Raw genomic sequence first — 22,496 nt, 5'->3', positions numbered from 1 at the left:
TTTGCTCAAGAACACTGAAAATGTCTAATTTATAAAGAAATGAAGGTTATCATCCACAATATTTAGATGATGACCTTCTTTTTAAATACTAAAAATAGCATTAAATTTTAAAAAATTTCTTTATTGTATCACTTATCCATTGGCTTTCTTTGCTCTCCTCCCTCCAATCCTTTTTAAGGATAAATTATTTTGATACCTATACAAAAAAAATATGTATTTAACTTATTGTTCTCCCTGTATTACCTTTAATAAAGAAAAGCGCATAAGCATAGTGTAAAACTTATTAATCTACCAGTTATTTTTTCTGAAGAGTCACAAAATTAATTCTTAGTCATCCAGAGATCAATTGAAAGCGCATTCAAAATTTAGGAGGGGATTTTATAATGTTTCTTACAATTTTAGGCATCTCCATGGTTACCGTTTTTACCTATTTAATTATGTCCAAACGTTTATCACCCATTGTTGCTTTAACTTTAGTACCGATCGTTTTTGCAGGAGTTGGTGGTTTTGGAAGTAAAATTGGCACTATGATGATGGAAGGCATTAAGCTAGTCGCTCCTTCTGCAGCCCTATTATTATTCGCCATATTGTTTTTTGGTATTATGATAGACACGGGCTTATTTGACCCACTTATCAAAAAGTTATTAGAAGTTGTCAAGGGAGATCCTGTCAAAATTTCGATGGGTACCACAATTCTTGCATTACTCGTGGCCCTAGATGGAGACGGTACAACAACGTATATCATTACTGTTTCAGCTATGTATCCACTTTATAAACGAATCGGTATGAATCCATTGGTTTTAGCCACAGTAGCCATGCTAGCTTTAAGTGTTATGAGTGGTATGACCCCCTGGGGTGGACCTGCTACCCGAGCAATAGCAGTATTGGGACTTGATGCATCCGAATTTTTTGTTCCACTTATTCCTACCATGTTCGGTGGTGCTCTTTGGGTTATTTTCGTAGCATTTATTTTAGGGAAAAAAGAACGTAAACGACTTGGTGTAATACACATAGAAGAGTTCAAAAATGAAATAGCTGCTACGGTTGAAAATGAAGCCACTGAAACATATCCTCATATTGACATTAAACGTCCTCGTTTTTTGTGGGTTAACTTATTAATTGTGGTAGGCATTATGGTTCTTCTTATTATGGGATTGGTACCTTCCCCCATTTTATTTTTGGTCGGTTTCACTATTGCTTTAATGATTAACTACCCCAATCTGGAAATGCAAAAAAGACGTATCTTAGCACATTCTGGAAACGCCTTAATTGTTGTTCTATTAGTTTTTGCGGCAGGAGTATTTGCAGGAATCTTTTCCGGTACAAAAATGGTTGATGCTATTGCTAATGGACTGGTTGCGATAATACCTGCTTCATTAGGACAGTTTTTTCCTGTCATTGTTGGCATTACAAGTATGCCATTCACTTTCGTTTTATCGAATGATGCCTATTATTTTGGAGTTCTCCCTATTCTTGCAGAAGCAGCTTCAGCCTATGGTATTAGCCCGTTGGAAATTGCTCGGGCTTCTATATTGGGACAACCCGCTCATTTAATGAGTCCGCTTGTTGCATCAACCATTCTATTAGTTGGTATGGTTGATAAAGACCTTGGAGAATATCAGAAATTCGCATACAAATGGGCCATCTTGACATCGTTGATCTTAACAGTATTAGCTATAATTAGTGGTGCTATTTCTTTTATGTAAATTATAAAAGTCCTTGTATACTTGTTTGCAAGGACTTTTTTAGCATTTTTCAGCTAGATACTCTTTTGATAAAACTTTGTTGTCAGGTAAAGTACCATAATTGAAACCATGAAATAAGATGGAAAACTGATGTATTTACTGCTCTTATGTGAATTTGTTGGATTAGTATTGTAAATATTTTTAACATTAATGATGTTAATGTAAATCTTCTGTTGATGGTGTATCTGCTTTATCTATAGTGATATCTATTGCATCCACTTCTTCTTTTGTCATTGGTTCAGCAGCCTCAGTTTTAGTTTTCACTTTTTCAACCTCTTTGCCGTGTTTCTCCACTTCTTTATTAGCCTTTTGAATTTCCTTTTCAAGTTCAGTGACTAATTTATCAGCTTCTCCAGCCTTTTCTTCCCCATATTTAAGCGTAGCATTCAAGTTTTTAATTGTATTGTTAGCTGCAGCAAGCTCTTTAACCTTTGCGACATATTCAGCTGTTTTGATGGCCAACAGATCCTTAGTGGCCTGATGATTAGCTGTTTCAGTATTCAATTTTGTTTCCAAATCTGCGAAAGCTTTGGTTGCAAATTTGAGATATTTAAATATAAGCTAAGTTAATCGTTAATGTTGATATTTTGATAATAAAAAAGAATGCCTATATATAGGCATTCTTCATCGTTTTTTATGACCATTTTTCTTCATCAACAATCCATTGATTATTTTTTAACTCATATGATTTAGTATCGTCGTGGAAAACAAGAACGATGGTAAACTTTTCTTTATCTTTATCGAGTATATTTTGAAGCAAAATACTCCACTCAGGCCTATATTGATGAGCCCTACGCATTATAATAGTAAAATCTATATCAATCCCAGGGATGATTCGTTGTTAAATACACCGCCAACTCTTTACTTTTTTGTCTTCTTTTTTTACGAATTCTTGCTCGCTCTGGTGCGGTTTCATGTAATTTTCTCTCTTCTTCTGATTCCGGAATGACTGGTGGAACAGGTATTGGACGTTTGTGTTGATCAAGCGCGACAAATGTTAAGAGGGCAGTCGCTGCCATTTTACGCTCGCCGCTTTTTAGATCTTCGGCAATAATTTTCACAAACACTTCCATGGATGATTTACCCGCCCATGTTACATACGATTCAAAGCAGACCGCATCTGATGGTCGGATCGCATGTAAAAAGTCAACTGAATCAGTTGAAGCCGTTACACAATCTCTTCGGCAATGTCGTAATACGGAAATGGAGGCTACTTGATCCAAATCACTCATTAACCGACCGCCAAATAACGTATTATGACTATTTACATCATTTGGGAATACACGACTTGTTCGTACCACTCGTGATTCCTTACAATATTTTGCTTCCATCCTTATATCCCCCAAAAATTATACCAATCTTTTAGCGTTCCATTTTATTTATGGATGAATACCTTTGGGTTTTAGAAAAACTTCACCTGTTATTGGAGAAGTCTGTCTAAAACGAAGGTCAATTCATACATGAATTATTAAAATGGCATTATTATCTTTCATTTTAAAAATCCTGTAAGTTCCAGATTGCTATCACATGATATTTGCACAAAAATTGATTTTTCCAATATTTCCACAATATCTAGAGTTTGGATATTCTCTTCCATTTCAACTGCTTTTGTTCCATCGCTTAACATGGTTAAGCAATACGGACATCCGCTGCCAATCACGCTTGGGCTGACGGCCAATGCCTGCTCAGTACGTGCCACATTGATGCGTTGACCGGTGTCTTCTTCCATCCACATCATACCGCCTCCTGCTCCGCAGCACATCCCTGTTTCACGGTTGCGTTCCATTTCTATCACTTCCACACCCGGAATAGCTTTTAATATTTCCCTAGGCGGATCATAAACGTTGTTATAGCGCCCTAAATAACAGGAGTCATGGTATACAACCGTTTCATTCACTTCATACTTTGGCGTAATCCTTCCTTCTTGTATCAGTTCAAACAACAGTTCTGTATGATGGTAGACTTCTACGCCTTCTAATCCGAACTCAGGATACTCATTTTTGAACGTGTTGTAGGCATGCGGGTCCATGGTAACAATTTTTTTGACATTATGTTTTTGGAACGTTTCGATGTTTGCATTCGCCAGATCCTGAAATAAAAATTCATTCCCAATGCGACGAGGTGTATCACCCGAATTCTTTTCTTTATTTCCAAGAATCGCGAATTTAACTCCTGCTTTGTTTAACACTTTTGCGAATGACTGCGCAATTTTTTGGCTTCGATTATCGTAAGACCCCATCGAACCGACAAAGAATAAGTATTCAAATTCTTCCCCATTTTTCTCCAGCTCTTTGACGGTCGGCACCTCAATATCATCCCGTCCTTCACGCCAGTTTTCACGCTCTTTGCGGTTGATTCCCCACGGGTTTCCTTGGCGTTCTATGTTTGTTATAGCACGTTGGGCATCTGCATCCATCTTACCTTCCGTTAACACGAGGTAACGGCGTAAATCAATGATTTTGTCTACGTGTTCGTTCATTACCGGACATTGATCTTCACAGTTACGGCATGTTGTACAGGCCCAAATTTCCTCTACCGTGATGACATCGCCGATCAAGCTGACATCATACCCTGCAGCTACTTCTGCTGCTCCCTGTAATGTAGGCCTGTGTGCCTTCGCATTGCTAAAGACAAACTCTGGGAGCCATGCTGATTTTGAGGTGATAGCTGTCCCTTTTTCCGTTAAGTGATCACGCATTTTCACAATGAGATCCATGGGTGACAACATCTTCCCTGTTCCTGTTGCTGGGCACATATTCGTACATCGGCCGCACTCCACACAAGAATATAAATCAAGAAGCTGCTTCTGGTTAAAATCTTCAATTTTGTTGGCACCATAAACTTCTTGCGTTTCGTCTTCGAAATTAATAGACGATAACTGACCAACCTTATGTGTACGCCCTAGAAAAACATTGACAGGTCCAGCAAGCAAATGGGCGTGCTTGGATTGTGGGACATAGACTAAAAAGGATAATAAGAATAGTAAATGAAGCCACCAGAAAACAAAGAACAACACGCCAGCGGCAATTGGACCGAGCCAGCTTGTCGCAGCAGCGATTCCTGATGCAATGGGCTCAAATCCGGTCAGTGGTTTTCCAAGCCAAATTATCTCCATCCCTTTTGCGAACATCTTTGAGACCATTAATCCCCCGATAAAAACAAGAACAAGCCCTGACTTCCAGCCTCGTTTCAAGCGAACAAGCTTCTCAATATAGCGGCGGTGGAACGCCCAAACGACTGCGATGACGATCATAAATACAACCATTTCTTCGAACAATGCAAAGTATGGGTACACCGCACCGAGCGGTAAATGTGCTCCCGGTGCTAACCCTTTCCAAATTAAATCAATGGCTCCAAACTGGACAAGCAAAAATCCGTAAAAAAACATCACATGAATTGTTCCGCTTTTCTTATCCTTCATCAACTTTTTCTGTCCAAACACATTAACCAATACAGCAGTCCATCGTTCTTTCATCGAATGATTGAACTCGGCTTTCTTACCAAGTTTAATATACTCATAACGAGTCTTCACGAGGGAAGCAAACAAATAGAATGCATAAGCCATGATGAGAAGAAAAGCCATTAAGTGGATGACCATGAATATTGGCATCCATACCACTCCTTTGTTCAATCTACAGATAACATATTGGTCAGGTTCCTTCTTATCTTCAGACTGTTTCTTTTACATTCAGAACATTTTTTAGTTCTTCTGTTAAAATGGGGACGATTTCGAATAAATCACCGACAATCCCGTAATCCGCTACTTCGAATATAGGTGCTTCTGGATCTTTATTTATCGCAACAATAACTTTTGAATTTGACATCCCTGCTAAATGCTGAATAGCGCCTGAAATCCCAACCGCAAAGTATAAATCAGGAGTAACGACTTTCCCTGTTTGGCCAATTTGCAAGGAGTAGTCACAATAATCTGCGTCACACGCTCCACGTGAAGCACCTACTGCGCCACCTAATACGTCTGCAAGCTCTTGTAATGGTTTAAATCCTTCTTTGTTCTTTACTCCACGACCACCTGAGACAATAACTTTAGCCTCAGATAAATCAACACCTCCAGATGCTTTTCGAACAACATCCTTAATCACCGTACGAAGATCTTTAATGTCTACAGTAATACTCGTGATCTCTCCTGTTCTTGTTTCATCCTTCTCAAGTGGTGCAATATTGTTGGGACGAATCGTCGCAAAGATCAACCCTTCCTTGACTTTCTTTTTCTCAAATGCCTTACCCGAGTAAATCGGTCGTGTAAACACTACTTCATCTCCATCTTTTTCAACGGCAATGACATCTGAAATTAATCCCGCGTTTAACTTCATCGCGATACGCGGTGATAAGTCTTTTCCTATTGCGGTATGACCGAGAATCAGGCCTTCCGGCTTTTCTGCGTCGATCACTTGAAGAAGCGCTTGTTGATAAGCATCCGTTGTGTAACTCTTAAGGTCCCCATGATTCACGACCACGACACGGTCCGCACCATATTGCAGTAAACTGTTTGCTAAATGGTCAATATTATCGCCGAGGAGGACACCTACCACTTCTCCTCCCCCTGCTGCTTCTTTCCCTACTGCGATTGCTTGAAATGATACATTACGTAATTGCCCGTCACGAACTTCGCCAACTACCAATACTTTTTTTGTCATGATTTTCCCTCCATTAAATAACTTTTGCTTCAGACATTAAAAGTGATACTAACTCTTTGACTTGTTCAGTAGCGTCTCCATCCAGCACTTTTCCAGCTTGTTTGGCTGGCGGAAGGAACACTTGAACAGTGGTTGTCTTTGCTTCCACAATGTCCTCATCCACGTCAAGGTCATCTAAATCGACCACTTCAAGTGGCTTTTTTTTCGCCTTCATAATCCCCGGTAACGATGGATAACGCGGCTCATTCAACCCTTGCTGCGCCGTAACGAGAACAGGTAATGACACTTCGACAGTTTCTTCGTCTCCCTCTACATCGCGGACAATGGTCGCTTTCCCATTAGCAACTCCCAGATTGGTAATCGTTGTCACTTGTGGGATCCCAAGTGATTCTGAAAGACGAGGCCCAATTTGGCCGGATCCGCCGTCCACCGCGACGTTTCCTCCAAGAATGATGTCATATTCCTGCTTTTTTAAATACAAGGCAAGAAGAGAGGCTGTTGTAAATTGATCAATCTCTTCTATATCTTCACTATTAATCAATACCGCTTGATCAGCCCCCATCGCAAGAGCGGTACGAAGCTCTTTTTCCGCTTCTTCTTCCCCAACGGTTACCACCGTTACTTCACCGCCATGTTGGTCGCGAAGTACAATGGCCTCCTCAATGGCATATTCATCATAAGGGTTGATGATGAATTCAGCTCCACCCTCATCAATTCGCCCATTGCTTATCGCAACCCTTTCCTCGGTATCAAACGTGCGCTTCATAATGACAAAAATGTTCATCTATTCTCCTCCTGTTCTCACGGTTCTACTAAATGTATTCTTTTAAGTCAGACTTTGTTAGTATCGAATGATGCTCATATAAATAGAAATTAAAACTATTCTTAAACAAGCTTTTATAAACTAGCTACCTAACAACCTTGATATTCATTACCATAACATCATAAATTTTTAACGCTCTCATAGTTGCTGGTACAGGTCCAATTCCCCGGGTTGGTCAGCAACTTGCCCCTACCCCAACATACTATGTCCGCCATTCACCGACACCACTTGCCCGGTAATCCAATCCGCGGATTCAGATAATAGAAATAAAATCATCCCCGTCACATCATCCACTTTTCCAAGTCTCCTCAAAGGATATTGCTTAATAAGCTTATCCAATGTTGCTTCATTAAAGCCAAATGCACCTTGGTCAATCAGTCCAAGTGATACCGTGTTACATTGCACATTATTTCTACCAACATCCTGTGCCAATGACTTTAGAAAACTAATCGTTCCACTCCTAGCAGCGGCTGAAACAATTAAATTTCGATCACCCGTCCTCGCTGAATCACCTATGATATTGATAAACTTCCCTTGGTTCTTACGAATCATTTCGGGCATAAATGTGTGTGCCAAATTCAATACCCCGTAAAAACAAACATCCACTTCCCTCTTCCATTCTTCCGGTTCATATTTAAAGAACGATTTCATCTGCGTCCAGCCGGCATTGTTTACAATAAAATCAACGACGCTCTCGAGTTCCTGATCAAGCGTTTCCTTCATCCGCCTGACATCTTCCAATCTAGCAATATCCCCTTTAACCAGGCTCACTTTCACACCATACTCGCTGATTTCCTTAGCTGTTTCCTCAGCTGCCTCTTCAGACTCGCGATAGTGCAACGCAATATTCGCCCCTTCACTGGCAGCCGCCAATGCAATTCTTCGGCCAATTCCTTTTGCCGCACCCGTAATCAAAACATTTTTCCCTTTCAAACCGAGATCCATCTAATCATCCCCTCACGTACGGAACAAGTACAAGACACTCTGGTTCCCACATTAACTTCCTGTAAAAGAAGCTTGCCTTTTTTCAAGAAATGCTTGTGTTCCCTCTTTCTTATCATCCGTTCCATATAAAACGGCTTGTGCTAAGCTTTCTAACAGCAATGCCGTATCCATATCGACATCAAATCCCCGATTCACAACGAGCTTCGCCATTTGTACCGCAAGCGGTCCCTTTGCTACAATTCGTTCAGCCTTTTCTCGTACAGCAGCCCACAAATTCACCAAAGGAACGACATCCGAAACTAATCCAATTTCTTTGGCCTCATTAGCAACTATAAATTCTCCTGTTAAAATCATATTCATGGCCCTGCCCTTACCTATGATTCTAGCTAATCTCTGTGTCCCACCAGCCGCAGGAATGACAGATAAGTTTAATTCCGGCAGTCCGATTTTTGCATTTTCTGATGCTATCCGAATATCACACGACATCGCTAGTTCACACCCTCCACCGAGTGCAAACCCATTGATTGCAGCAATGGTTGCTTTTTTACTATTTTCGATTCGACGATACACTTCAGACATACCACCTGCTGTGAGTGCGTCTATGGATTTTCTGGTCATAACTTGGTTAATATCAGCTCCAGCTGCAAAGGACTTCTCCCCTACACCTGTAAAAACAATAACACCTATTTCCTTATCATTCTCTAAATCTTCTAAAGCCGACAGGATCTCATTCACTGTTTGATTATTTAACGCATTTCTTACTTCAGGTCGATTTAGCTTAATGATGCCCATCCGGTCTTCTCTTTCAAGCAATATATTTTGATATATCATATTGTACTCCTCCTTTATTTATAGTTTCGATGCATCTGGGCAGCGATAATATTCTTCTGAATTTCCGATGTTCCTTCGTAAATTCTCGTGATTCGCGCATCACGATAAAAACGTTCGATTGGATATTCGGATATGTAACCAATCCCCCCATGAATTTGGACAGCTTTATCTGCAACACGATTATACGTTTCTGAACCTAGCAATTTGACCATTGCCGCTTCTTTTATGACGTTCATTTGTTGATCGACCATCCACGCGACACGATAGGTCATCGCACGAAGGGCTTCCGTATCCAATGCCATTTCAGCCAAATAATGTTGGATAATTTGTTGCTCGAAAATGGGTTTCCCGAATTGAATTCTCATATGGGCAAAATCTAGCGACATCTCAAGCAATTTATCGCAAGATCCAAGGTTTCGTGCTGCCATTCCTGCGCGTCCATTCGCCAAGATTTTCAGCGCATTGACATAACCTTGTCCCTCTTCACCCAATACGTTCTCAACTGGAACTTCACAATCTTCAAAGAAAACTTCTGATGAATGAGATCCATGAAGACCCATCTTCTTTTCAATTTTTCCTATTTGAAACCCTGGGAAGTCTTTTTCAACAATAAAAGAAGTGATTCCTTTTGCTCCTTTAGTAGGATCTGTGACAGCCATGACCGTAAAGATATCAGCGATCGGAGCATTTGTAATATAATGCTTAGATCCGTTTAAAATATACTTGTCTCCTTTTCGAACCGCCGTCGTTTTGAGATTGGTCGCATGGGAACCCGCACTCGGTTCCGTTAAAGCAAATGCGCCGATCCTTTCGCCTGATGCCATGTCCGGTAAATATTTGCGTTTTTGCGCTTCATTACCCATCTCAACAATTCCAACGCCACCGATTCCCGTATGTCCGCCAATGACTGTTGTATAACCATTATGCGTCCTTCCCAACTCTTCAAGAACGGCACATTTCCCAACCATGCTAAGCCCTAACCCGCCATATGCTTCCGGAACGCTAAGAGCAAATAATCCCATTTTTTTCGATTTTTCCATAATACTCGCTGGAATTTCATTGCTTTCTTCTATTAACAAGGCATGCGGATCTACTTCGTTATCAATAAATTCTCGAATTCCTTGTTTTAGAGACTTAATCTCATCTGATAGTTCAAAATTCATAATATACACGTTCCTCTCAATTATATTTAAAAAATCCCTGGCCGGATTTTCGGCCTAAACGTCCTGACTTTACATATTTCACAAGTAAAGGGGAGGGGCGATATTTCTCTCCTAGACTGTAATAAAGGTACTCCATATTTCGGAGACGGCTATCTAATCCAACGAGATCAGCCATTTCGAGCGGACCCATCGGGTGATTCAAGCCGAGTTTTATTGCTTTATCGATATCTTCCGCCGATGCCACGCCTTCCATTAGCATATTCATCGCTTCATTTCCGATTATGCAATTCATACGACTCGTCACAAATCCAGGAAACTCATTCACTTCAACCGTTTCTTTTCCCATTTTTTCAGCGACTGATTTGATCACTTCTACCGTTGCATCTGACGTATCAATTCCGCGTATAATCTCAATTAATTTCATTCGATGGACTGGATTGAAAAAATGCATCGCCACAAATTGATCCGGTCTTTTCGTTGTTGCGCCGATTTCGGTCGGACTCATCGTCGATGTATTCGTTGCCGAAATGGCCTCAGGTGGAGCAAACTCATTAATTTGCTTAAAAATTTCAATTTTTAACTCCATCACTTCTAAAACTGCTTCAATCACTAAATCTGTATGCTGCACTGCTTCCTTTATCTGAGTTGTATACGTAAGATTCCGATGAACCAGAACTCGTTGTTCACTCGGGATATACCCTTTTTCAACGCTTGTATTTAAAAGGGATTCTATATACTCTCTTGCTTTTTCAATCGCTTGTTCTGAAATATCCTGCAGCGTTACTTCAAATCCAGCCAAAGCAGCGGTATACGCAATTCCGCGTCCCATTGTACCACTACCGATTACAGCTATATGGTTAACCAACTTTACTCATCCCCCTCTATACTTGACAGTTCTCGACAATCGTTGTAATCCCTTGTCCGCCGCCAATACACAATGTCACCAATCCATACTTCTCACCCCTTCGTTCCATCTCATGAAGAAGCTTCGTCGTGAGAATAGCCCCTGTCGCTCCTAACGGATGACCAAGCGCAATCGCACCTCCATTGACGTTAACTTTCGATAAATCAAGATTTAGTTCTTTCATAACCGCCAGTGCTTGTGCGGCAAAAGCTTCATTCAGCTCAATTAAGCCGATGTCGGCCAAGGTTAAACCGGCCTTTTCCAAAGCTATTTGAGTCGCCTTCACGGGGCCAATCCCCATAATTTCAGGTGATACACCCGATACTGCTTGCGAAATAATCTTCGCTTTTGGCTTTACACCATACCTTTTGACTGCATCTTCTGACATGACTATAACAGCGGATGCCCCATCATTTCGCCCGCTACTGTTACCAGCAGTGACCGTTCCATTTTCTTTAAAAACCGCTTTTAAGGTGCTCAGTTTTTCCAAACTCGTTAAACGAGGGTGTTCATCAACCGCAAAGGCTTTCACACTCTTACGGACACGAACTTCATACGGGACAATTTCTTGTTCAAACCGACCAGCAGCTATCGCCTGACTAGCAAGTTCTTGACTTCTTAATGCAAACTCATCTTGCTCTTCTTGAGAAATATCATATTGAACCGCTAAATTTTCGGCGGTTAATCCCATCGTCAAATTTCCATATTCCTCGATTGGTTGCGAACGGGATTGGCTTTCCGTATTGGAATCAATCAATTGAGTATTCCCGGTACCCACTCCATACCGTGCATTCCGAAGATAAAAAGGAGCCGTGCTCATGGATTCCGCTCCACCAGCAACCACAATATCTCCCAGTCCGCACATAATTAGTTGTGCAGCATTATTGATTGCCTGCAATGCGGAACCACATTGCCTATGTACCGTATACCCTGGTATTTCAACAGGAAGCCCAGCTCGCAGCAAAGCTAAACGAGCAATATTCGGAGCATCTGCACTTTGTTTTACATGACCGAAAATCACTTCATTGACGGCATTCTTCTCGATTTCAGTTCGTCCAACAATTTCTTCGATTACTTTTGCAGCAAGATAATCCACTGGAACATCCTTTAACGTTCCGCCCATTTTCCCTACAGCCGTCCGAACAGAATCAAGTATATATACAGATTTCATGTTCTGCCTCCTACAACAAAATTGGATAGAGCAGGGGAAGAGAACTCCCCTGTCAAACTATTAGACCATCGTTAATCCGCCATTGACTGAAAGAGTTTGCCCGGTTACATATCCCGCATCGTCGGAAACAAAGTAGGCAACCGCACCGGCGATATCATCTGGCTGGGCCAAACGTCTAAATGGTATGGCTTTTTCCAAAGCCCCAGCAATTCCTTCATTGTAAGATCCAATTTCCTGAAATAAAGGCGTGTCAGCAGGACCCGGCGCAATGCAATTGACATTAATCTTATGGCGGGCCATTTCTCTCGCTAATGTTTTCGTAAACGCAATTACGCCCCCCTTGGCAGCCGAGTATACAGCCTCACCACTCGAACCGACTCTTGCGGCATCTGAAGCAACATTGACGACCTTCCCATAACCATTCTCAATCATAATCGGCAAAATTTCTTTGCACGTATGAACTTGTCCAAGTAAATTTATATCGATAATTCTCTTCCATGTACTCGGCTCACTTTTTAGAAAAGGTTCTACTTTGTCCCAGCCTGCATTATTGATCAATACATCAATTTTTTTATAAATGCTAACCGATTCCTGTACTGCCGTTTTCACACTTTCCAAATCCGTTACATCACAATAGACTGCAGCTGCTTCATTGCCTGCTTTTTCAATTAAAGACACCGTTTCTTCTGCATTATTAATATTGATATCAGCAACGACAATTTTTATATGCCGAGAAGCCAATGTTTTAGCAATCTCCCTGCCTATTCCGCTTCCTGCCCCTGTAATAAATGCTACACGTTGATTCATCATTAATTCCTCCGTTCTCCCTTTTAAATATCAGTCATTGTTTACTTATCTTTTTATATTCAGCCTCTCGTAAGAGCCTACCTGGTCCTAATAATTTGCTGCTCATCTTCTCGTTCATGATTTCCCGAAGGCGGAACTTCTGAATTTTCCCGCTAAGGTTAACTGGAAACTCCTCCATAATCTCAAGATGTTCTGGCCAATACTGTTTCGCTAACCCTTTTTCTTCCAAAAAACCTCTAAACGAATCCATGGTAAGAGGAGATTTACCCGGTTTCATAATGATACATGCACAAGCTTTTTCCTGAAGACGGGCATCTGGAACCGCAATGATTTGCGCCATGGATACATCAGGATGTTCATACAACACATTTTCTACATAAGTGACTGGTATATTTTCACCGCCGCGAATGATGATATCTTTATTCCGACCGGAAATCCGGATATATCCGTCTTCATCCATGATCGCCCGGTCTCCGGTAATAAACCAACCGTTTTTATGTTCGGCAATCGTATCTTCCAACCGCTTTAAGTACCCAACAAACATAGCAGGTCCCCTAGCAAGTAAATCGCCTTCTTCATTAGGAGCACATATCTCTCCTTCAGAATTGACTACTTTCAGCTCCATTCCTGGAAAAGGGACACCGTCCGTACCCGCCAGCTTTTCTTCTGAATCATCGAGACGCGTCAAGGTCACCAGACCATTTTCGGTTTGTCCCCATCCTGACAATATTTTGAATGACACCTTTTCGGACGCTTCTTTTACGAGCTGTCTTGGAATCGGGGCTCCTAAGGTAACAAACGTACGGAGCGAGCTGATATTGTAATTCTCTATGCCTTCGATTTGAATCGTATCTTGCAGGAATGGTGTTGCCCCTGCCGTAATCGTAATCTTCTCTTTCTCAATCCACTCGATAAATTCGCGTGCATCCCAAACCTCTTGATAAACACCCGTCCCCGCAAAATGAGTCGGCAAACGCACTCCATATCCAATACCTGTTTGATGGGCAAACGTGGAGGCCATGAACAGGACATCATCAGATGTTAATCCCAATCCATCAATCCAGTAATTCGTTGAAACACAGAGGGTATTATGCGTATGCAGAACCCCCTTCGGATTCCCTGTCGTTCCTGACGTAAAGATGATTTCTGTCACGTCGTTCGGGTCATGGCTGATTTCATCCAGTACAGCTGCATCCTTCCACTCTTCCCATGGTTCTTCAAGTAAATCGGTAAACGCTTTCATCCCTTTCGGTACATTTTTCCCGATAACATAAACATGTTCCAATCCAGGCCACTGATGACTCAGCCTCTCAATCATGGCCGGATAATTAAATCCTCGGAAACTATCTGGAACAACAATCATTTTAGATTCCGCCATGCTCACCATATATCCTATTTCCCGATCGCGATAAATCGGGACTAAAGGATTACTGATGGCACCTATTCTAGTCGCCGCATAATGAAGGATAATGAACTCATTCCAGTTAGGCAGTTGAAAGGAAATGACATCTCCCTTTCCCAAACCTATTTCAAGCAAACCCAAAGCGACTCGATCGACTAGCTTGCCGAGTTCCCCATAGGTATAACGGCCCTTCTTATCGACAATGGCTATCTTTTTTGGATTTTTCGCTATGGCATCATTCAAGTAATCTAAAATCGTTCGATTTGGCCATATAGATTGATACTTCTCTATATATCCTTGACTCAAAATCGTATCCAGTATCAATGGTTTCCATCCTCCTAATTACTATCTAAACTTCTTGAAATCTACAGGTCTCTTTTCAAGGAAGGCATTTTTTCCTTCTTCTGATTCCTCTGTGTTGTAAAACATCGCTAGACTACCCATTGATAGCTGTGAAATCCCTTGGATGTTCGCACTGTCTGCATTAAAGGAGTATTTAAGCATTTTAAGCGCAGTCGGGCTCTTTTCGAGAATCTTTTCCGCCCACTCTTCCGCTGCTTGTTGCAGCTGTTCCGCGGGGACTATTTTGTTCACGAGACCCATTTCTTTTGCTTCCTGTGCCGAATATTGTTCGCACAAATACCAGATTTCCCGTGCTTTCTTTTCCCCAACAATTCTAGCCAAATAAGCAGAACCAAACCCCGCATCATAACTCCCTACCTTAGGTCCACTTTGGCCAAATTTCGCTGTTTCAGCAGCAATCGTTAAATCACAAACGACATGAAGGACATGTCCGCCCCCTATCGCAAATCCATTAACAGCTGCAATGACAGGCTTTGGAATATTGCGGATCGTTTGGTGCAGGTTTTCGACCTCAAGACCGATGCCGCCTCCTAAACCTCCGGAATAATCGTATCCGCCTTCATCTCCTTTTTCTTTTTGATCACCCCCTACGCAAAATGCCTTCTCCCCGGCTCCTGTCAAAATGACCGCCCCAATTCTGTTATCATCCCATGCATCACGGAAGGACCAGATTAATTCCTGAATCGACCTTGCCCGAAAAGCATTGTAGACATTCGGCCGGTTAATCGTAATCTTTGCAATCCCATTCGTTTTTTCATATAAAACATCTGTTAGTTCCATTGTGATTATGACCTCCATTTTTTATAGTAGTTTCAGGATAATTTGTCCTTTAATCAATTCAATTCCAAGTTCATTGAAACAACGAACCTTTTCTGTAATCCAATTTCGCTTAACATTGACATCGATAATTTCCACTTCAGCCGTTACCGTGTTACTTACATAAACAGGCTGTAAGAACACCATTTCCTTTTGCATAATGACACATGGTGCGCCTGGCAATACCTTGCTGATTGCTTCTGTTATCAGTCCCTCACTTAAAATTCCAGGCACAAAAGGTTGACTTACATCCTGGATGGAAATCTCATGTTCAATTCGCTCATTTAATTCCTTTGTCAACAAATTCCAACGCTCAGTGTCATCCTCAGCAAAGGTCCTTTTCACTTTGGTGATATGACCGGTAAACAAACTCCATCGTTCCACATCGCCTTCAGTAAATGTCCTCTGCATTCTTGCGATTTGACCGATAAAATAGCAATCTATCATTCCCATAAAAACAGTCCTTTATTTAATAAGAACGGAATTCTTTTCCGATAATATCTTTGGCGATGACCATTTGGTTCGCTTGCGCTGTCCCATCGCCTATTTCTAAGCCAATCACATCACGTAAACGTTGCTCAAGCGGCATTTCCTTCGTATAGGCATAGTGACCGTTCAATAATAAACATTCATGAATCGCTTCCACACTATATTTAGGGCCTAACCACTTAACCGAAGCCGATTCCTTGGAATGCCTCAAGCCTTGATCTCGGAGCCAAAGTCCTCGATAAGCCTGCCACTTCACAAGCTCAAGCTGTGTATAGTGAGTAACGATCGGGAATTGTACCCCTTGATAGGTTGCTAACGGCTTCCCGAAAGAGTGTCTATTTTTCACATGTTCTATCGTTTCATCAATACTTTGGAAGGCTGCACCGACACATTGTAAGCCGATTAACAAGCGGCTAAGATCAAATCCGTTCATCACTTGGGCAAACCCTTTATTCTCCATGCCAATCAAATTCTCTTCGGGGACTTCTACATCATTTAAGTAAATGGAACCTCGACTAATCGGAATATTCCCCATATCTTCATAACCTTTGCATTCGACTCCAGAGAGATTTGCCGGAACAATAAATGCACTAATTCCACGATTCCCTAGTTCTGTGTCAGTTTTTGCAAATATGATAAAGGCATCACCAACAGTGGCCACACTGATTCCCGATTTCTCACCATTTAGAACAAACACATTTCCTTTATGTACAGCCGTTGTCTTAATCCCACCGGCATCTGTTCCGGCTGAAGGCTCTGTAATGGCAATGCCCACGATTGCATCTCCGCTAGCTATCTTTGGCAGCCATTCCTGTTTTAGCTCTTCACGTGCATGATTATTAATAATTTCTCCAATTAATCCATTCAACATGACAGAATAAGTAAGGTTGAAATCACCTCGTCCAATTTCTTCGGCAGCTATTCCAGTTGTCACGCAATCTGCACCGGTTCCACCATACTCTTCCGGAATTCGCAGCCCATTGACACCTAACTCACCAAGCTTCTTCCATAAATGTCTTGGCGTAATCCCCTCTCTATCCCATTTTGTATAATTGGGAAGCAGCTCCTCCTTCGCAAATTCTTTTAGCATCTTGCGAAAATAATCCTGTTCTTCTGTAAATGAAAAGTTTAACAATGTAATTCCTCCCTTTGCCTATTTAGTATTGCAAGTTCCGTGCCAACTTGTTTCCCTGGAGAAACAGCATTCCTTCCTCATTTCCAGTTCGCAAAAGTGATATCGTTCGCAAATTTGCTAAGTACATTTGCGAAAAGAAACCAGCAAGCTCAATATAGAAGATAACGTGACATTCTATCAGTATTGGATTTTCACATCCCTCCACCCTTAGTAAGTTAAACCATTCAGACATTTACAGACTGTTAAAGCAAACTAAGTATGGTCATAACTACAATGACGAATATAAAAAGACTGTCTCATAAGACTCAAATCAATCACCAAAATGAAAAGACCCGTCACGAAATCCTTTGATTTTGCTGGATTTTCATGCCGGGTCCTTCAGGAGAAAGACTAAAAAATATGTTTTTTATACCTTTTACATCCTCTTAAACGTATTATTTTAGATTGTACTTTGCAATTTTACGGTAAAGGCTAGCAAGATGAATTTTTAGCTTTTGTGCAGCCAATGTTCGGTCACCATTCGCTTCTTGTAATGCACGTTGAATTACGTTGATTTCCGTACACTTCACTTCCTCCTCTAAACTTTGAATGGGAGTCAGAGTTCTTTTTATTACATCTGAAGACACATTAGGTGAAATACGTAAATCGTCTAACGTGAGAGTATCTCCCAAGACCAAATTCATTCCGCGTTCAATATAGGCTTTTAATTCACGTACATTCCCCGGCCACTCATAACTTATTAACCTCTCTTGTAGCTTAGAATCAATATACTTTACGTGAGCACCAAATTTCTCATTAAAATATTCAATGAAAAACTGAGCTAATGGAATAATATCTTCTTTCCTTTGCCGAAGTGAAGGAATCTTCAAATCAAAGACATATAATCGGTAAAATAAATCCTGCCTGAACTTCCCTTCCTGAACAAGCGTTCTCAAATCCCGGTTCGTTGCAGCGATAATCCGAATATCGACATTTTTACTCCCTGTTCCACCGAGTCGTTCCACTTCTCTTTCCTGTAAAACACGAAGAAGTTTTCCTTGGGCTTGGTATGGGAGTTCTGATATTTCATCCAGAAAAAGAGTACCATGCTGGGCCATCTCGATTTTCCCTGGTTTGCCTTCCTTTTTCGCACCACTAAACGCTCCTGCCTCATATCCGAAAACTTCCGATTCAAATAATTCATCCGGGATGGCAGCACAATTTACCGCCACAAAAGGGTTATTTTTTCTCGTGCTTAATCCGTGTATCGCTTGAGCAAACAATTCCTTCCCTGTTCCGCTTTCTCCCGTCAACAAAACAGTAGAATTACTTGTTGCGATACGGGCTGCCAACTCTTTAATCTCCTCAATCGCCGAACTTTCACCGATAATTTCCTCAAAGCTGTATCGATTTTGACCTGTTGACCTTTTCTTCGTTTTTAAGGTATCCAGAGAATTCATAAACGAAATCATTTCATACTGATTAACATCCTCTTGACGTACAATCACCCGATAAATCTTATGTTCATTCATTTTCAATACTCTAATTAAGCATGAATATCCAAAAACGACTCCAAATAATACCTTTGCATGCTTACCGTAATGTGTTCTTTGGATAACTTTCTTCGCATAAACTCCTAACCAATCTTTTTTATTAATCAAAAAATTCCGACAAAAATCCGAACTAATATCGATCAATATTCCGCCTGCATCAACTTCAATAAAACCCCAGTCTTCGGTTTGGTCTTTCAGATTAAGTTTCTTCATTTTAATCACCTATCCATTTTCTCATTGGATAAAACAAAAATGACAACTTGTCCTTTGATCACTTCATTACCAGCCTGATTGTAAGCAGTAACCTTTTGGGTAACCCAGTTTCTCTTTAAATTTAAATCAATAATCTCCAACTCGACTGTAATAACGTCTCCTACATACACGGGATGATAAAAAACCAATTCCTTTTGCAGCAAAATACAAGCACTTCCAGGAAGTTTTTCACTAATGACTTGAGTAATTAACCCTTCTGTCATCAGGCCCGGAACAATTGGTTGACTATAATAACTTTTCCATATGTCTTCATTCAGTCCGTATACAGGGCTATGGTCTCTAGTTAATTCCTTGCAAGATCTTACGTCCTGTTCAGTAAATGTACGTTGCAAACGCGCAATTTGTCCTATAAACAACTCCGTAATTGTATAACTCATGGTTCAGACCACCTTAGTATGAATATTCTGATTCTTATATATATTAAAGGTACAAATGCAAGAATACACTCCCATACAGGAAATAGACATACCGGGTTGTCTTCGGCAAAATCTATTCGATTTCATTTTATTTCGAACTGTCCAATTCATCTTTCAGGCCCGCTTATATTCAAGGGCCTGTTTTCCCAAGAACTATTTCTGTACCTGATCAATTAATTCATCAATACCATCTTTTAGACAATGACTCCGTACTTAAAGTCTTGTTCCAATGCAATCATGATGGAAACAAATACATTTTTAGCTATCATACCTTGTTAAAGCCTTACATGCCCAGCAATTAAATATGTATTCATTATTTGGTCACTCCTATTTTAATTAATGTAAACTTACACAAAAGGCCATGAAGCAAGGTGATTTGCTGTCACCGGATTGACAACATAAGCACGAAATATATTGATTGAATTTTGTGATAATTATCGGCTGATTTTTTGACTTCATTATGTAAATAGTAGATTGGATGCATATAAAGTTAGCAAAGCGTATTTATAAGTAGGATATTCACTTTAAATAACATACCAATCGCAGTGTAAATAGATTATCTTATAATAGTGGTGCTTATGCTAAGCTAGATAAAAGTAATTTTGAATGACCTTTCATTTTGTATTTTATAACACCTTTAATATATCATATAACATACAATGCATACCTATCAAGACGCGGAGGGCTATATATGGAAAAAAAATCTTTATCAATTCAAATTGGTCAACGTTTACGTTTTTATCGCCAACAACGTCAATTATCCTTGGACGACCTTGCTAGTCTGACTGGTGTTAGTAAACCTATGCTCGGGCAAATTGAACGGGGCAGCTCCAATCCAACTGTGGCTATACTGTGGAAAATAGCTGCTGGACTACAAATTCCATTCGGTTCATTTCTTGTAAGAAATCCTTCTATTAAAATTCTTCGAGAAGAGGAACAACCAAAGTTTCAAGAATATAACGACCTTTTTGAAGCTCATAATACATTTGCCTCACCAGGTGTGCCGTTTGAAACATATCGTATTCGCTTGCTACCAGGCTGTACACATTTGTCCTCTCCTATAGAGGGACTAAAATCTATAACAGTCCATTCCGGCACTTTAACTATAGAGATAAGCGGGGAAAGTTGCACCTTACAGAAAGGAGATGCCATCTCATTCTCTCCGGCCACTAATCAGGTATATCAAAATCTGGGTGATGAAGTGTGTGAATGTAATCAAGTAATCTTTTATACCATCCACTGAAAATTTTTTCTAGCAGCTTAAACGTACATTGAAATAAATTATGAGGATTTTGGTGTAAACATATTGTGAGGAAAATAAAAATGATTAGATTCCTAACGGAGGCTTCTTTTATGCTGAGAGACCAAATAGCAATGAATAAGATTAACTGATTTCATACAGACTTCTCCCCTTGGATAGTTTGTCCTTTTTTGATCATATGATCGACACCTTGAAAGTGATGTTTTTGACTTCATGCGGATATAGGGGTAGTGCCGCGTTACAATTTCTATAATTGTAAAAGAAATTTAATAAATACGCCCCTGTCAACGGTAAATGGCTGATTGTAACGTAGTGGAAGGAATTTATGGAGTTGATAGGCTCACCATACCCAAAACCCTCTTTGGCACTCCAAAACAACTATTTGTTTTGGACGCCTCCGGATAGGGATGGAATGGAAAGGCATAGCGGTTCGGTTATATGTTTAATTTTTGGTTTTTCAGATAGGCTTTACACGTCCTGAATTTTTTCTTCCAGTAACCCTTTGTCATATCAGCAATCGCTACGCCGGTACTTGATTGCGCGCTAATCATGGGGAAGGTTTCTTATCAACAGGCTTAAATAAAAACACACCCTATGTAGGTGAATACTGATATGATCCCCTACAGGTAGACAACTAAAAAGAGAGATTAAATCACAACATTTAAGTCATCTGCTTTTGGAAGAGCCAATGTAGTTGGAAATTTAATAAGTTAATCCATTTTTCAAAAATCCTTCATAAAGTAAATATTAACTTTATATTTCTAATTTTTCATGCTTAGATTCGTTCTACAGCGGAATTAACTTTTGTTTTATGGATAATGGTTCATTCGTCTTTAATTAAATCTGGACGATTTCATATCTTTTATCTATTCCCTTTATGAACTTGTTCAGCAAAAGGACCATTATCTACACATGCTCTCTTTTATTAATGAGATGGATGCTGGTCTCGTACGTATTAATGCTGAATCTGCGGGAGTTGAACTGCAAGCCCCATTCGGGGGAATGAAACAATCTAGCTCCCACTCTCGTGCGCGGAGAAGCTGCAATTGAGTTTTTCACCTCTATTAAAACCGTTTTTGTAAAGGCATAAATGATTGTTTAGAAGAATATATACCAGATATGTTCTAGCTATTAATGATGTTCTCAAGAACTAAACCTAATTAAAAAACGAACCCTCAAAAACTTATAGTGGAAAATAGAACAAAGCTTGCTAAATCAAGGATGTATAAAAACCTGCATAAATAAAAAAATAAGGCTTATAATAGCTGTCATAAACTTATCCCTTTTACATCCATTCTCTCCCTAAATTATCAAATAAATAGGATGAAAGGGTGTGAATTCAGAAAAAGAATATAACTCTTATCACTCTTCTTAGGAAGTGGCATCAGCGGGAATGAGTTATCCAACTTAAGGCTACGAGACTTGGACTTCGAGGAAAAACAAATATATGTTTTACGTAAGGGTGGAAAAAAGGATGTAGTGGCAGTCTCTCCTCCAAGGGTAGTCAATAGATTGCCCTTTTCGTAGTTTACAATTTTATTAATTAACATAAGATAAATTATAGGAACGGTTTTTCCAAGACTCCGTAGACAGAAAAAAATTCTAGGTATATCTTAGAGGCTTTTTTTATTAGTATCTCATTGCCACTAGTATTCTTAATTTTTGAGACAAAAGAATTTTACACTAATTGATATTTTTAATTATAGTACATCTTCTGTTGATGGTGTATCTGCTTTATCTATAGTGATATCTATTGCATCCACTT

Annotated in this window: 19 protein-coding genes and 1 pseudogene; 3 read left to right on the top strand and 17 right to left on the bottom strand. The window is 40.2% G+C overall.

From position 1 onward, the window contains the following. The first annotated feature begins 383 nt into the window (after positions 1 to 383). On the top strand, positions 384 to 1,706 hold the full coding sequence (locus tag N0M92_RS26605; protein ID WP_260288638.1) for a CitMHS family transporter: 1,323 nt from the start codon (positions 384 to 386) through the stop codon (positions 1,704 to 1,706). Positions 1,707 to 1,901: 195 nt separating this feature from the next. Here the strand turns inward: N0M92_RS26605 and N0M92_RS26600 are convergent, their stop codons facing one another. The 17 genes from N0M92_RS26600 to N0M92_RS26520 all read right to left on the bottom strand — a co-directional run bounded on the left by N0M92_RS26600 (position 1,902) and on the right by N0M92_RS26520 (position 19,431). After that, positions 1,902 to 2,249, bottom strand: coding sequence for a hypothetical protein (locus N0M92_RS26600; protein ID WP_260288637.1), 348 nt, complete (start codon positions 2,247 to 2,249; stop codon positions 1,902 to 1,904). 314 nt (positions 2,250 to 2,563) lie between these two features. Beyond that, complete coding sequence (locus N0M92_RS26595; protein WP_260288636.1) at positions 2,564 to 3,076, bottom strand: acyl-CoA thioesterase; 513 nt, start codon at positions 3,074 to 3,076, stop codon at positions 2,564 to 2,566. Between the two features lie 158 nt (positions 3,077 to 3,234). After that, a complete protein-coding gene (locus N0M92_RS26590) occupies positions 3,235 to 5,355 on the bottom strand; it encodes a (Fe-S)-binding protein (RefSeq protein ID WP_260288635.1) in 2,121 nt (706 codons plus the stop codon). A 58-nt stretch (positions 5,356 to 5,413) separates the two neighbouring features. Next, complete coding sequence (locus N0M92_RS26585) at positions 5,414 to 6,400, bottom strand: electron transfer flavoprotein subunit alpha/FixB family protein (protein WP_260288634.1); 987 nt, start codon at positions 6,398 to 6,400, stop codon at positions 5,414 to 5,416. Between the two features lie 13 nt (positions 6,401 to 6,413). Then, entirely contained in the window at positions 6,414 to 7,184 is a 771-nt protein-coding gene (locus tag N0M92_RS26580; RefSeq protein WP_260288633.1) for an electron transfer flavoprotein subunit beta/FixA family protein, read from the bottom strand. 228 nt (positions 7,185 to 7,412) lie between these two features. After that, positions 7,413 to 8,168, bottom strand: coding sequence for an SDR family NAD(P)-dependent oxidoreductase (locus tag N0M92_RS26575; protein WP_260288632.1), 756 nt, complete (start codon positions 8,166 to 8,168; stop codon positions 7,413 to 7,415). 51 nt (positions 8,169 to 8,219) lie between these two features. Then, the gene (locus tag N0M92_RS26570) at positions 8,220 to 8,999 is read right to left on the bottom strand and encodes an enoyl-CoA hydratase/isomerase family protein (RefSeq protein WP_260288631.1); all 780 of its coding nucleotides are present in this window, start codon (positions 8,997 to 8,999) and stop codon (positions 8,220 to 8,222) included. Between the two features lie 14 nt (positions 9,000 to 9,013). Further along, positions 9,014 to 10,162: an acyl-CoA dehydrogenase family protein gene (locus tag N0M92_RS26565; RefSeq protein ID WP_260288630.1), complete on the bottom strand. Its 1,149-nt coding sequence runs from the start codon at positions 10,160 to 10,162 to the stop codon at positions 9,014 to 9,016. A gap of 16 nt (positions 10,163 to 10,178) precedes the next feature. After that, positions 10,179 to 11,027, bottom strand: coding sequence for a 3-hydroxyacyl-CoA dehydrogenase (locus N0M92_RS26560; RefSeq protein ID WP_260288629.1), 849 nt, complete (start codon positions 11,025 to 11,027; stop codon positions 10,179 to 10,181). A 16-nt stretch (positions 11,028 to 11,043) separates the two neighbouring features. Next, positions 11,044 to 12,237 (bottom strand): thiolase family protein, encoded by a 1,194-nt coding sequence (locus N0M92_RS26555; protein ID WP_260288628.1) that lies wholly within the window; start codon positions 12,235 to 12,237, stop codon positions 11,044 to 11,046. Positions 12,238 to 12,297: 60 nt separating this feature from the next. Continuing rightward, positions 12,298 to 13,044: an SDR family NAD(P)-dependent oxidoreductase gene (locus N0M92_RS26550; RefSeq protein ID WP_260288627.1), complete on the bottom strand. Its 747-nt coding sequence runs from the start codon at positions 13,042 to 13,044 to the stop codon at positions 12,298 to 12,300. A 34-nt stretch (positions 13,045 to 13,078) separates the two neighbouring features. Continuing rightward, a complete protein-coding gene (locus N0M92_RS26545; RefSeq protein ID WP_260288626.1) occupies positions 13,079 to 14,770 on the bottom strand; it encodes an AMP-binding protein in 1,692 nt (563 codons plus the stop codon). 21 nt (positions 14,771 to 14,791) lie between these two features. Further along, positions 14,792 to 15,589, bottom strand: a complete 798-nt coding sequence (menB, locus tag N0M92_RS26540; protein ID WP_260288625.1) for a 1,4-dihydroxy-2-naphthoyl-CoA synthase — start codon at positions 15,587 to 15,589, stop codon at positions 14,792 to 14,794. 21 nt (positions 15,590 to 15,610) lie between these two features. Beyond that, entirely contained in the window at positions 15,611 to 16,078 is a 468-nt protein-coding gene (locus N0M92_RS26535) for a hotdog family protein (RefSeq protein WP_260288624.1), read from the bottom strand. A gap of 16 nt (positions 16,079 to 16,094) precedes the next feature. Further along, positions 16,095 to 17,249, bottom strand: a complete 1,155-nt coding sequence (locus N0M92_RS26530) for an acyl-CoA dehydrogenase family protein (protein ID WP_260288623.1) — start codon at positions 17,247 to 17,249, stop codon at positions 16,095 to 16,097. 434 nt (positions 17,250 to 17,683) lie between these two features. Further along, positions 17,684 to 18,994, bottom strand: a complete 1,311-nt coding sequence (locus N0M92_RS26525; RefSeq protein ID WP_260288622.1) for a sigma-54 interaction domain-containing protein — start codon at positions 18,992 to 18,994, stop codon at positions 17,684 to 17,686. A 5-nt stretch (positions 18,995 to 18,999) separates the two neighbouring features. Beyond that, entirely contained in the window at positions 19,000 to 19,431 is a 432-nt protein-coding gene (locus N0M92_RS26520) for a MaoC/PaaZ C-terminal domain-containing protein (RefSeq protein WP_260288621.1), read from the bottom strand. 730 nt (positions 19,432 to 20,161) lie between these two features. On the opposite strand from N0M92_RS26520, the gene N0M92_RS26515 reads away from it, so the two are divergent. Both N0M92_RS26515 and N0M92_RS26510 read left to right on the top strand, forming a co-directional pair. Continuing rightward, on the top strand, positions 20,162 to 20,713 hold the full coding sequence (locus N0M92_RS26515; RefSeq protein WP_260288620.1) for a helix-turn-helix domain-containing protein: 552 nt from the start codon (positions 20,162 to 20,164) through the stop codon (positions 20,711 to 20,713). 930 nt (positions 20,714 to 21,643) lie between these two features. Next, positions 21,644 to 21,821, top strand: a pseudogene (locus N0M92_RS26510) (aldehyde dehydrogenase family protein); the annotation flags it as partial. Positions 21,822 to 22,496 lie beyond the last annotated feature (675 nt).

Origin of the sequence: Peribacillus aracenensis (genome assembly GCF_025175645.1) — a bacterium.
GTDB lineage: Bacteria > Bacillota > Bacilli > Bacillales > DSM-1321 > Peribacillus > Peribacillus aracenensis.
Note: the sequence above shows the minus strand (reverse complement) of the source record. Positions and strands in the feature narration are given on the sequence as shown.